General features: G+C 49.8%; 10 protein-coding genes, 1 other RNA gene and 1 pseudogene. 4 read left to right on the top strand and 8 right to left on the bottom strand.

Going from position 1 to position 12,758, the window contains the following annotated elements; translation table 11 throughout:
- Positions 1 to 442: 442 nt before the first annotated feature.
- The 4 genes from AACV02_RS25580 to AACV02_RS25565 are packed head-to-tail and all read right to left on the bottom strand — an operon-like array spanning position 443 to position 6,279.
- Positions 443 to 1,708 carry a hypothetical protein gene (locus AACV02_RS25580; protein ID WP_157986785.1) on the bottom strand — a complete coding sequence of 422 codons (1,266 nt, stop codon included), beginning with the start codon at positions 1,706 to 1,708 and terminating at the stop codon, positions 443 to 445.
- A gap of 4 nt (positions 1,709 to 1,712) precedes the next feature.
- Positions 1,713 to 2,186, bottom strand: a complete 474-nt coding sequence (locus AACV02_RS25575) for a hypothetical protein (RefSeq protein ID WP_149873203.1) — start codon at positions 2,184 to 2,186, stop codon at positions 1,713 to 1,715.
- Positions 2,187 to 4,397, bottom strand: a complete 2,211-nt coding sequence (locus tag AACV02_RS25570) for a hypothetical protein (protein ID WP_157986784.1) — start codon at positions 4,395 to 4,397, stop codon at positions 2,187 to 2,189.
- Positions 4,390 to 6,279 (bottom strand): hypothetical protein, encoded by a 1,890-nt coding sequence (locus AACV02_RS25565; protein WP_157986783.1) that lies wholly within the window; start codon positions 6,277 to 6,279, stop codon positions 4,390 to 4,392. The genes AACV02_RS25570 and AACV02_RS25565 overlap by 8 nt, the downstream gene beginning before the upstream one ends.
- An 81-nt stretch (positions 6,280 to 6,360) precedes the next feature.
- Here AACV02_RS25565 and AACV02_RS25560 point away from each other — a divergent pair.
- A pseudogene (locus tag AACV02_RS25560) lies at positions 6,361 to 6,564 on the top strand (MBL fold metallo-hydrolase); the annotation flags it as partial.
- 222 nt (positions 6,565 to 6,786) lie between these two features.
- The gene (locus tag AACV02_RS25555; protein WP_106579573.1) at positions 6,787 to 7,569 is read left to right on the top strand and encodes an OmpA family protein; all 783 of its coding nucleotides are present in this window, start codon (positions 6,787 to 6,789) and stop codon (positions 7,567 to 7,569) included.
- A 68-nt stretch (positions 7,570 to 7,637) separates the two neighbouring features.
- Here the strand turns inward: AACV02_RS25555 and AACV02_RS25550 are convergent, their stop codons facing one another.
- The 4 genes from AACV02_RS25550 to AACV02_RS25535 form a co-directional block, all read right to left on the bottom strand.
- Positions 7,638 to 8,219 (bottom strand): BON domain-containing protein, encoded by a 582-nt coding sequence (locus AACV02_RS25550; RefSeq protein WP_106579572.1) that lies wholly within the window; start codon positions 8,217 to 8,219, stop codon positions 7,638 to 7,640.
- Positions 8,216 to 8,809: a phosphoheptose isomerase gene (locus tag AACV02_RS25545; protein WP_003216190.1), complete on the bottom strand. Its 594-nt coding sequence runs from the start codon at positions 8,807 to 8,809 to the stop codon at positions 8,216 to 8,218. Before AACV02_RS25545 ends, AACV02_RS25550 begins: the two co-directional genes overlap by 4 nt.
- 92 nt (positions 8,810 to 8,901) lie before the next feature.
- Complete coding sequence (locus tag AACV02_RS25540) at positions 8,902 to 9,273, bottom strand: YraN family protein (protein WP_106579571.1); 372 nt, start codon at positions 9,271 to 9,273, stop codon at positions 8,902 to 8,904.
- Positions 9,273 to 11,084 (bottom strand): penicillin-binding protein activator, encoded by a 1,812-nt coding sequence (locus AACV02_RS25535; protein ID WP_106579570.1) that lies wholly within the window; start codon positions 11,082 to 11,084, stop codon positions 9,273 to 9,275. Before AACV02_RS25535 ends, AACV02_RS25540 begins: the two co-directional genes overlap by 1 nt.
- A gap of 165 nt (positions 11,085 to 11,249) precedes the next feature.
- Here AACV02_RS25535 and rsmI point away from each other — a divergent pair, with 165 nt between their 5' ends.
- Positions 11,250 to 12,155, top strand: a complete 906-nt coding sequence (rsmI, locus tag AACV02_RS25530) for a 16S rRNA (cytidine(1402)-2'-O)-methyltransferase (RefSeq protein ID WP_164487909.1) — start codon at positions 11,250 to 11,252, stop codon at positions 12,153 to 12,155.
- Between the two features lie 96 nt (positions 12,156 to 12,251).
- An RNA gene (gene rnpB / locus AACV02_RS25525) (RNase P RNA component class A) lies at positions 12,252 to 12,605 on the top strand.
- Positions 12,606 to 12,758 lie beyond the last annotated feature (153 nt).

Here is a 12,758-nt window from a genome sequence, read left to right as displayed (position 1 = left end):
AACGCTGGTTGCTCATGGCACCTCCTAATGGGCCTCATTTTAAGGCTTGGAGGTGTCTACGAAACTAGGGGCGATTCAGAGGCAAGAAGCCACGTGCCCCGGAGACGGATAAGGGTCCGGTTCAAATGCTGGGCATTTTTAAGTGTTGAAATTAACGCTAGGCAGTGTGGCCTTTTGGAGCCAAGCTGCGAGAGGAGGGTATCAGAGCAGTAGCCAGTACCGCTAAGCTTTAGATTCTCTGGCAGATAGTTGTGAAGAAAGAGTACGCTGAAATGAAGAATACTCTGAACGTCTGGCCTTGGGTATTAGATATAAAGCGTTATGAGAGCTTTGCTCTTGAGATCTGAATCTCGATGTGTAGTTATATAATTAACATTAGGGTTATAGGGGAAGTAGGTCCATAGTATTTTTTAAGAGCGTCTTTGAACCGGAAATAGATCTTCTAGTCTTCGAAGGAAACTAAGGATTTTAATTTATTTCTAAGGGTTTCATTTTCTTCTTCCAGTCTCTCATTCTCCAGCACAACTTGCTCGAATTCACGTTTTTTTTGATTTTGCCTTCTGTGAACCTCGTGAGTTTGTCTACGTGAGACATAGGAGTTGATGGACCCCGGAGACGATTGTCCGAGGGAAAGTGACACGGCGCTTTTTATTGATGCATCTGAAGTATCTAATTTTAGTTCTGCACGAATTGTAGACTGTTTAGCGATTTCATCGTTAGTAAATTTTCGTCGAAAGGCATGTATGCCAACTCTTGCGCTGGGAATATTGATTGATTTGATAGCGGCGGCAAAAATTTCTGAGACAGATTGATTGTTCAACGGGGCGCCCGTTCGCGCGGATAGGAAAATTCTATCGCAAGTGACTGCTTCTTTTATATTTTTATCTTGAAGAAAGTTGTTGCGATAAGTCTTAATAAAAGCGTTGATGCGAAAGGCGAGTAACAGTGGGATTTTGTAGCTTAAAGTATTACTATATTTTTGCTCTGGCGGGGTTACGACAAAGAAATCTTCATCAGTTACATCGATTTCGCCATCGCTAAACTGACTGCATAGCAGTGAGTTTATAGAAGCTCTCCTAAAGCCTGTCGCATTTGCTATCGCTAGCATCAATGCATTTCGATGTGCTATGTAAATGTCGCGATGTTTTAGAAATGCTAACTCAAGGGTACGTAAGTTTTTCTCGGAAGGTTCGTATTTTGTAGTGTGTTTGCTAAGAGCTCCAATGCGCGGGTAAAGTAAGGGGAACATGTTTTTGTCACGTAATTTATACGTGGATTTGCCGAGATGGTTTGGAAGCGAGGAGAATATTTGGGCGCTTTTTAGGCCAATTATATTAATTAACCCAAGATGTAATTGAAGCCAGCAATAAAAGTGATAGATCCTACGTAATCGATTATTAACTACAGCTTTTAAGCTTTTCGGGGTTGCCGTGCTGTACCGTTGCAATCGTTTGAAGTCATCATCACGAAAATCCCTAAGGGTTTGCGTATCAGCTTGCGTAAACTTAAGGCGACTTTTGCGAAGGTGAATGTAAAATAGCGATAAATGGAACATTTCGTTTTTAATGTATAGATGGCTTAGGCTCTCTTCGCGTTGCAAATAAATTGCGTAATCCATTAACTCATTTACAATAATTTTCATTTCTGTGTCGTAAGGTATTGCTATATCGATCTTTGGGGTGTGTTGCCATCTAAGTTTTAAGCTCATTGAGTTAGCTCCGATGCTTTTTAAGTTCATTAATAATGTTATTTAATTGGGAAATTTGCGACGAGTGTTTTTCCTGCATCAACACGAGTTGCGCTTTTTGTGCCGCTGTGTATTTTTCTAGTGTGTCTATATAATTTTTTAGGTCGTGAATGTTTTGTCTGAGAGCTGTAAGTTTTTCTGGTTTGGATGTTTTTTTATTGATGTTTAAAGTGATCGATGATATTAGGCTTGCAATTTCTTCTCGTAAGTCAGGGTATCGTCTTAGAGTATCATTAGCGTTTCGTTTTATAGCGGCGGACTGTTCGCGCACTTTTTCAGAGTTTTGCAACATATTCCAATTATTGAACTGTCTAATCGTTAGAGGGTAGTATTCATCTTTAGCAAAGCTTTCGGTTTGAGTTGCCCATTTTCTAAGAATCAATATTTTTTCCATTATATTGTTAAGCGCTTCGTGCTTATTTATTTGTGATCGATTCATTTAGCCTCCTGCTAGTTTTTTGTGATGATACTCAATGATCTCATAAAGGTTTTGCAATTTTATCTCAAGGTTTTTAACTATTATGGAGTTTGAGCATAGGGTTTTTATTTGGTTGGATAATTCAAGTGAGTGCTGTTCCAAACCTTTTATATGTTCAATTGATGTGAATGAGAATGGGCAATTACTGCATAGTTGTGGGGTTGCGTTTTCTTTGTGAAGGGTGTTGTCCGAAAGCTCATAGCATTTCGAGCGAGACTTTATTCTATTATTTCCTGCAAGGCACTGTGCATGTTTAAAAGTTGATGGTGCATGGCCTCTTGAAGAAAGCCTCTCAATAAATGTATCAATTTTTTGGCGGTCGTCCAAACCTTTAAAAGTAACAGACTTTTGTAAGCGCCTGAATAATACTCTGACCATTTTCGTGTACCCGCCAGTCACGCTGTCGTTGGATATTATTCGATATATGATTTCTGAGAATTTTTCTTTTATTGCTTCATCCATATATTTTGCTATGTCGTTGTTGTGGTGTTTGTGTGTGTCTATATATTCTTCTATTTGCCAGTCATAAATTTTACTCAGCGTGGCTGCTTCGGATTGGGTAATCGGACTAGTTATGTAAATTTGGGTTGTTGCCAAGCACTCATGCTGGAGTTGGTATGATAGTGCGGGAAGATGTGGGAACTCGTGTTGGTTCATGAAAATGGTGCAGTAAAGCCTTCTGAACATATGTGGCGTTGAATGTATTTCAAATTTTAAGCGTGAAGAAATGAAATGATATGCTTGGCCGGTTTTATAGGCTTCAAAATTGTAGTCTGTATAGCTGCCTAAGAATCCCTTGGCAGAAAAAAGTTTATGTCTAAACAATGTGATATTAGTGTCTTTCAGTTTGCCTATTGAGTGAGTGTTATAGTCTATATTTAGATAGATTAGTTGTAGTTTCTCTAAAGCTTCAGCCGCTTTTTGTGTTGCGTTTCCTACATAAAATGGCAAATAGTCTTTTCGATTTTTTTCTATGTAAAACATCATTTCAAAGATATTGTTTTCTTTGTTGTAGACAGTGCAGGCGCCGAGGGATATACCGAGTTTACGATGTGTTATTTCGTCTCTTCTTCTTGCGTTAAATATAGCTATTATTAGAAAACAAGCTGTAAGTAGGTCTCTGGTTAAATGGTTTAGGTGTTTAATTGTTATTGGTTTGTAGATGTTTTCGGTTGTGACGGAAGGATTAATGAGTTTTGAGTGTAGAGATATATCGTTAAGTTTTGTTTTTATATTTCGGCCATCAATGTTGGATAGGCATGCACCTGCATAATGTATCGTCTCAAGTATAGCGTCACTCTGTTCGTACAATAAGGTCAGAGCTTCCTCTAACATTTTTCCTGCGCCATAACTGTTAATATTCTTTGTTCGTCCAGGTGTGTCCGTCAGCCTTTTACTTAGGCGGGAATATTCAGGATAAGGTACCATTCCTAAGCGGTAGAGGTTAGGTATCCTATACAGGTAATTTAATGCTTCCAAAGTCTGGCGTAATGAACTGTAATTCATGCCAAGAGTTAATGTTTCTTTCTGGTTTTTAGCTGCCGATGGCCAGCCTTTCATTGCTTTAAATTTCTGTACTTGGTCGAAGTATAAAGATGTCTCCTTGCCTGTTATGTTTGTAGAGATTGCTAATTGAAAGCCAGCACTGCTAACTGATTTTTTGCTGTTGGTGGACGTGAAAACAGGATGATCATAGTCGTTTGCTGTCGCAAGAAAACTGCTAAGTCTTTCACTAATATTCAGTGCTTCATGCCAACCCCCATTTGCTAAATGGCAAGGTAGCTTCTTTAATGTATGGGGAGAAAGGTCTTTAAGGTCGAATGTGTCGTTTAGCCAAATATATTCCATAAATTTAACTGTTATTGTTAACATAAATGCAATTCTGTTTGCTTTGCTTTTGGACGAGGGGGTGTTTCTCGAGTATTCGCTAACTGCATAAATGGTCGATAAAAATAGAATTTCATGATCTACTAATTTTGTAGGTTTTGGGTAGACCGAGTTGGGTGGAAGAACAAATCTCTGCAAAGATATCTCTTTGTAGCCAACTTCATCTTTCCTTGCTTCACTTTGAGTTATTCGAAGTAAAGCATCTGGTGTTACTGAGATGTCAGTGTCTAAAGGATGTTTTTTTAGCTGTAGAAGTATCGCGCTGGATAGGTTTTTATTAATCATGATTAATGGTTGCCTCTATCTGTCTTAAAATATAACCATAGGCGGAGCTATTAATGAAATTGTATAGTGCCTCGTTGAATATGATTCGAGGGGCTATCCGCATGGAGAAGTGGTCATTGTTTTCAGAGTAGAGCTGCTTCCAGTGATGGTAATAGTAGTTTCGTGTGCGTATGACTTCAGTTATCCGAAACTCATCAATTTCAATTACACGGTTCGGACAGCCATCACCGATATGGCAATGATGGGCTTGGCATATGTTCTCTCCAGATTGAAGGCTTTTAAAGGGATGATTGATCGGGTCGGAGCATAGTGCTCCATCGCCAATAGGCATTAAATTCAAAGTGCCGGTTTTTTTTATTTTTTCCATATTGAAGATGATCTTTTTTTCTAATCTCTTTTGGAACTCGAGATTAATTGAGGAGTTTATATTTCTGCTGAATAATTGGTCAAGATAAAGTCCGGTTGTGCCTATGCTTGTATGTCCGAGTTTGCGTCTTGTATGCTCGGTACTTCTCGTGGTGTAGTGCTCGAGGCTCCCAACTTGTTCTCGGATTTGCTCAAGTGTAAATTTGAAAAGGCTATGCCTTTCAATGAATGCGTCGGGTGTCATTTGAATCATTACAGATCTTTCCGTGTACATGTCTTTCGAAGTGGTCCACGAAAACCATATGCGTTGTTCGGTAGCGGGGATAAATTCAAGTAAGATTAGTTGGTTTCGATTCCATATAAGACGACGAATGGCATCTTGATAATGTTTTTCATGCCGATCAATGAATACTGATGGGGTAAAGTCATCTGTTTTTGACTTGTACCCTTGGATTTCGTAGTGCCCATATTCTTCATCATATATGATGTTGTTGATTTCCATTGCAAACAATGAGGCTTTATTCCAGCCTGTTCTACAGAGTAGCAGTATAAATATGGCTTGCAACTCGATAAAGCAAGCTCTGACGGAAAGTGCTAAGATATGCCTGGTGTTAAATCCAGGTGTGGAGGTAAGGCCAGCTTGTTTGAGCAATTCGGGTAACTTGTAACCAACCCATAAACGCGCGCCTTTATAAAGTAATTTGTCATCTTTGATTATGTTTAAATAAGCGTTTAATCTTTTTTTAGGGCATAGTATCTCATAGCGCCTAATGTCGTAAGAAGTGGGGTAAGAATTGTAAATAAATCGCCTGATTACTTTCTCTGTTGATGCGCTTCGTGTCGATTCTTTTGAGCTAATAACGAGCTTTCTCAAGATTTCTATGTTGTTTAGATCGGCAATGCATGCGTCTATTATTTTTTGCAGGTCGGTGGCGAGCAGATCAATGGACTTGGAAATCAGTTCGTTGTAGTTTTTGTGTGGGACGGCTCCTAGTGGGATTTTATTACTGTGGGCTTTGGCGTGTTGCTCGGAATTAAGTATTGGTCGTGGATCTGCTCGCAGTGCTCCTAGAATCGTTTTGTAATTTATAGACTCTCTGCTTATTTCATTTGGGCAGTTAAATGTAGAGTGGATTACAAGATTTCTAAATGAAAAAGATATTTTTCGTCGGGATTCTGCCTTTTTGTCTGTTCGTTTCAATAGTCTTCGTTCAAGGGTTAAAAAGAGACGATGCAAAAGGGCCGCAGTCAGTGCGGATTCATTTTTGTTTAAAATTTCGATTGCGTCGATGTCGACAGAGAGTTCACTAAGTGCCTGCTGGATTCCATAGGTATAGCTGGTTGTCACTTTTTCGTGAATTGATCGCGAACTTATTTGTTTGAGTGCTATTGCTATCCATGCATCTTGGACTATCCCAATAGCGTCAAGATCGAAGACATCTGTTCGATCGTAAACTCGGCCATTTGACCTAAGAATTGACTTTACACATATTAAATTTTCACTTTGCTTGAACAAGGTACGAGCTCCCGTGCTTGCGTAGGTATAGCAGGGTGCTCGCCACTCTGCTCATTTGCTCACACTACATTGACATCCGATGCCAAGTTGTTGATTGCCGGCGACACGTTGTTCAAGCGCGGCGTAGGGCGGACCGACCTGTGGGGTGGGGACCAGGCGACTATCGTGCGTTCGATCAAGCAGCGTTTGTACACCCTGGATGAGGGCGCGACGGTGGTTACCGGGCATGGGCCGGACACCCGGTTGGGCGATGAGATGCGTGAGAATCCGTTTGTGCGGGCGTAGGGAATAACCAAGGGTGTGAGGCTGTTCTATACAAAGAATCGTCGTCGCAGCTCGCGTTCAGCCTGGGTCTGCTACGGTTTCCTTAGCGGTGATGCTGGCCAGCCTTTGTCACAGCAGGGGCGATGGCCACGGAATTTTTACCGTTTGTCGCGTTCAAAACCCGGCACAGGTCCATTGCCAATGTCCTTTGCACCACAGAATGCAAAAGTAGGAGCTCCCTTCATGTTTACTCCACGTCGTCTTCTTGTTGTTGCCACCGCCGTAGCCCTGTTGTCCGGCTGCGCCTCGCCCAATCCTTATGACGGCAGCCAGGGGCAGGCAAATGATGGTTCGCAAGGCGGTATCAGCAAAACCGCCAAGTATGGCGGCCTGGGTGCGCTGGCTGGCGCATTGGCCGGTGCAGCCATCGACCATAACAACCGTGGCAAGGGTGCACTGATCGGTGGTGCTATCGCCGGTATCGGCGCCGCCGGTTACGGCTACTACGCCGACCAGCAGGAAAAGAAACTGCGTGAAAGCATGGCCAACACCGGTGTTGAAGTGCAGCGCCAGGGCGACCAGATCAAGTTGATCATGCCGGGTAACATTACCTTTGCCACCAACTCGGACGCGATTGCCAGCAGCTTCTATACGCCACTGAACAACCTGGCGAACTCGCTGAAGCAGTTCAACCAGAACACCATCCAGATTGTCGGCTACACCGACAGTACCGGCAGCCGCCAGTTGAACATGGACCTGTCCCAGCGTCGTGCGCAGAGCGTGGCCAACTACCTGACGTCGCAAGGCGTGAGCCCGACCAACCTGAGTGCGCGTGGTGCCGGCCCGGATAATCCGATTGCCAGCAACGCCGACGTGAATGGCCGTGCGCAAAACCGTCGCGTAGAGGTCAACCTCGGCCCGATCCCAGGTCAGCAATACGGCCAACCGGGTCAGCAGCAACAACAGCAACAGGCGCCACAGCAGAACAACCAGTTCCAGGGCAACCCGTACCAGCAGTACCAATAAACGCGGGCCACAAAAAAGGGCGCCGTGCAGTCAATGCACGGCGCCCTTTTTTGTGGCTGCGAATGACATCAGTCGATGTATTCGAACACTTTCACGATCTTCTGTACGCCGGACACACCCTGAACCAGGTTGGACGCGCGGGTGGCTTCCGCCTGGGTCAGCAGGCCCATCAGGTAAACGATGCCGTTATCGGTGACGACTTTGATGCGCGAGCCCGGCACGGCGCTGTCGGTAAGCATCTGCGCCTTGATTTTGGTGGTCAGCAACGCATCGTTACTGATGGCCAGCAGGGTAATAGGGTCCATGACCTGCAGTTCATTGTGGACCTTCTTGACCCGCTGGACCGACGAGGCGGCTTGTTCTGCCTGGGCCTTGAGCTCCGCACGCGGCGTCTGGCCGGCCAGCAGTACCACGCCATTGAAGCTGGTCACCACAATGCGCGAGGCACCATTGCCCAAGTCTGTAGCGGCCTTGGCGACGTTGACCTTGACCTTGGTTTCGATGAGCGAGTCGTCGATTGTGCTGCCGAAAGTACGTGTGCCCCGGTCATCCTGAATCGGTGTGTCACGTGTCGCGGTGATTGCCGTGCTGCAGCCGCTGATGGCAAGGCACAGCGTAATGGCCAAAAGGCTGAGGCGGTTAACGGTCATTCTTCACTCCCGAACAGTTGGCTGTCGATCAGATCGCACAGGCAGTGGATCGCCAGCAGGTGGACTTCTTGAATGCGTGCAGTGACATTGGCCGGGACGCGGATTTCAACGTCCTCCGGCAACAGCAGCGAGGCCATGCCGCCGCCGTCACGACCGGTCAATGCTACGACAATCATTTCGCGATCATGTGCGGCCTGGATCGCTTGAATAATGTTCGCCGAGTTGCCGCTGGTGGAGATCGCCAGCAGCACGTCGCCGGGTTGGCCCAGGGCGCGAATCTGTTTGGAGAAGATTTCGTTGTAGCTGTAGTCGTTGGCGATCGAGGTGATCGTCGACGTGTCGGTGGTCAAGGCAATGGCCGGCAGGCTCGGGCGCTCGCGCTCGAAGCGGTTGAGCAGCTCGGAGGAAAAGTGCTGGGCATCACCGGCCGAACCGCCGTTGCCGCACGAAAGCATTTTGCCCTCGTTGAGCAAGGCATTGACCATGACCTGACTGGCTTGCTCGATGTGCGGTGCAAGTACGTCCATCGCCTGTTGCTTGGTGTCGATGCTGGCCTGGAAAAGCTGGCGAATTCGGGATTGCATGTCCATCTGTGTGACCTTAAGTAGCGCGGCTGTTTGGCACAGGAATGTGCAGCCCGCAAAGCAAAGAGCAAAAGTGTGTGGTGAAGATGTCCGGTGAATCAGCTGTCGAAGGCATCTTTAAGCCAATTCAGATCAGCGGGACCAGACGGTGTGCTTTCTATGGCAACCACATCGAAACGGCAGGGGGAGTCAGCCCAGCGATGCTCTTTTTGCAGGAAAAACTGCGCGGCGAGTATCAGCTTCTGACGCTTGCGCCCGTCGATACTGGCGAGCGCGCCACCCCATTGTGCGTGTTTTCTGTAGCGGACTTCGACGAATACTACTGTATCGCCGTCAAGCATGACCAGATCAAGCTCACCGCGTTTACACAACCAGTTCTGCGCCAGAAGGCGCAGACCCTGTTGTTGCAGATACTGGAGAGCTTGAAGTTCGGCATCCTTGCCGCTTTGTGCGCTGGACCGCTCGGGCATCAGCGCGAGGTGTCCGGCAGGCGCTGGATGTCGCCGCCAACGAATTTCGCCCACGGCATCTGGCGGTCGACACGCTGGTTGGCGCTGATGCCCAGGCTGCCCGAGAGGCCGTCGACGCGCGTATCCGGCAGCGCCTTGAGTTGACCCAGGCGTGGTGCCAGGCGGTAGGCGTCGGCGCCCATCGCGTACAGGCGGCCCAGGCTGCCATTGGCTTGTGGCCATTGCGCGGCAACCTGGTTACGCAGCGGGTCGGTGGTGTTGAGCAGCCAAGGGGTTTCGCAGAACATGACGTTGGTCATGTCCAGGTACTGGTTCTTGTCGCCGCTGGCGCTGAACACATGGGACGTCGCATATACAGGCACGTCGCCGGCGTACTGGAAGTTCAGGGTCGGCTTGATCTGCTGGGCTAATTGCGGCGTCACAGCCAGGAAGATGAACTCGATGTCCTGGCGGCGCGACGGTTGCGCCGCTACGTCAGTGCCAACGGCGCTTTGCAGGCTCTTGGCGCGACCTTCGCTTTTGCGCAGCTGGAACAGGTCGGCAATCTGCTGGGCGAGGGCGACCGGCTGGTCAACGTACTCGACGCCGACGACGGTGCCGCCATTGGCTTCCCAATCCTGGCGGAAGGCTTTGTAGACACGCTCACCCCATTCGCCACGCGGCACCATGGCGGCGGCTCGGTGCAAGCCGTCGGCGCGGGCACGGCGCGAGACTTCGCGGGCTTCGTCTTCAGCGGCCAGGCCGAACTGGAACAGCTGTGGCGGGTTTTCATTCAATTCGCTGTAGTTCAGCGCCAGCGTCGTGATCGGCAGTTGCGGGCGAGCTGCGAGTTGTTTGACCAGCGGTTTTTCCAGCGGGCCGACGACCAGTTGTACGCCGGCGGCCTGGGCCTTGGCATAGAAGTCGTCGAGGGAGGTCAGGCGCGAGCTGTCATAGAACTCGATGACCGGCGGTTTCTGCCCGGCTTGTTCGGCCTGGTAGTGAGCCGCCATGAAGCCTTCGCGCAGCGCCTTGCCGACCGCAGCCAGCGGACCGTCCTGCGGCAGTAGCAGGGCGATCTTGTTCAGCGGCTGGCTGGCCAGTTCCTTGAGCTTGGTCAGCGGCGTCGGCAGTTGCACTGCGGCCGGGTGCCCAGGGTTCTGCGCGCGCCAGGTGTCGATCGCGGCTTGTTGTTGCTCCAGGGTGCCGGCGCCTTTGACGGCTTTGGCCAGGCTGATCCAGCCATCAAGCGTCGGGTTACCGCTGGCTTGCAACTGGTCAGCCGGCAGCGCGGCAATCAGCGCCCAGATGGCTTCGTGGTTGCTGTTGGCAGCGTCGCCCGTCAGCAGCGCAGCCATGGCGACACGCTCACGCGCGGCGGCCAGGGTCTGCCCATCGGCCTCATAGGCGCGGGCATGCACGGTGCCGGTGCGGATCTGCTGATCGGTCGGCAGCTCCTTCAGGCTCTGCAGGCTGGGATGGTTCAGGGCTGCCAATGCAGCCTTGGGCTGATTGCGCGCCATGGCCAGTTCAGCGGCCAGGGTGCTGGCAAACACTTGCGCGGCCGGCTTCAGGACATCCAGGGGCACCTGCGCGAGAATCTGCGACGAACGCCCAGGGTTGTTCTGGTGGTAGGCCAGGTCAGCCGCACTCAGGCGCAGCATCGCGGCCTTTTCTGGCGTGTTGGCGGAGGTAGCCTGTTCGAGCAGTTGCTCGATACTGGCATCCGGGGTCCGAGGGAGGTCGCCAAGGCTGGACGAGGGCGAGCTGGCGCAGGCAGCCAATAAGGCAGCGAGGCAGAGGGCGGAGAGCAGCCGCAGGCAAGCGATCATGTAAGTGTTCCTGATACCGATCAAATTAGCGTGGAATTGTACCCAAGCACTGGCCCAGGCGCGATGTTACTGGCGTGAAACCGTCGATTTAGGTCGTGCAAATGCTGCCAACGGCCATCGACGGCCGACCTTGAGGGCATATTATCGAGGCGCCTACGCGCTACAATGCGACTTTTCCCAACCATCGAGGTGTGCGTTTTGACTGCTCCAGGTCCTTTGAATTCCACTGCAGGCTCGCTTTTTGTCGTGGCGACGCCCATTGGCAACCTGGACGACATCAGTGCCCGGGCGCTGAAAGTGTTGCGCGACGTAAAATTGATCGCGGCGGAAGACACGCGGCATTCCCAGCGGTTGATGCAGCATTTTGGTATCAGCACGCCCTTGGCCGCCTGCCACGAACATAACGAACGCGAAGAGGGCAGCCGTTTTATCACGCGCCTGCTGGCCGGCGACGATGTGGCGCTGATCTCCGATGCCGGTACGCCGCTGATTTCCGATCCCGGCTACCACTTGGTCCGCCAGGCGCGAGCCGCTGGTATCAATGTAGTGCCTGTTCCGGGAGCGTGCGCGCTGATTGCTGCATTATCGGCTGCCGGGTTGCCGTCGGATCGTTTTATCTTTGAGGGCTTCCTGCCGGCCAAGACCGTTGGGCGCCGCGCGCGGCTTCAGGCACTCAAGGAAGAACCGCGTACGTTGATCTTCTATGAAGCCCCGCACCGCATCCTTGAATGCCTGCAAGACATGGAACTGGTGTTTGGCGGCGAGCGCCTTGCGCTGCTGGCGCGTGAGCTGACCAAGACGTTCGAAACCCTCAAGGGCCTGCCGTTGGAAGCGTTGCGTGCCTTCGTCGAAGGCGACAGCAATCAACAGCGTGGCGAGTGTGTGGTGCTGGTGGCCGGTTGGGCGGCGCCGGAGGATGAGGATGCTGTGGGCAGCGAGGCCATGCGCATTCTCGATCTGCTGCTCAAGGAAATGCCCCTCAAGCGTGCTGCAGCGCTGGCCGCTGAAATTACCGGCGTGCGCAAGAATGTGCTGTATCAGGTCGCGCTGGATAAACAGAAAGCCGAATAGTTCCGGGGGCGAACCGGCATTCCGTCCGAACGTGATGGCATTGCTGCGCTTTTAATACTTGTCCTCAGCCCGCCGTGCCGTTAACCTGCGCGGCGGAGAGTCGATTGGACAGTCGCTGCCTTCTATGAAAATTAGGGGGGGGAGGAAAGTCCGGGCTCCATAGGGCGAAGTGCCAGGTAATGCCTGGGAGGCGTGAGCCTACGGAAAGTGCCACAGAAAATAACCGCCTAAGCACTTCGGTGCCGGTAAGGGTGAAAAGGTGCGGTAAGAGCGCACCGCACGACTGGCAACAGTTCGTGGCTAGGTAAACCCCACTTGGAGCAAGACCAAATAGGGTCCCAAGGCGTGGCCCGCGCTGGGACCGGGTAGGTTGCTAAAGATGTCCAGTGATGGCCATCGTAGACGAATGACTGTTCAAGACAGAACCCGGCTTACAGATCGACTCTCCACCTTTTTTCCTTCTGTCCGAATCTCGTGCAGAAACCCGGTAGTAACGCAAGAATCCCTCCCTGCCAAATCATTGGCAGATGCATCTTCGTAATACCAAAAAAATCTTACTCTTAATAAATTACTTTAACTTTAAGCCATAGCTCCATGAGCTAT

It is taken from the genome of Pseudomonas sp. Larv2_ips (genome assembly GCF_963879675.1).
Classification (GTDB): Bacteria; Pseudomonadota; Gammaproteobacteria; order Pseudomonadales; family Pseudomonadaceae; genus Aquipseudomonas.
The sequence above is the reverse complement of the archived record's forward strand: the minus strand, read 5'-3'. Positions and strand labels throughout refer to the sequence as shown.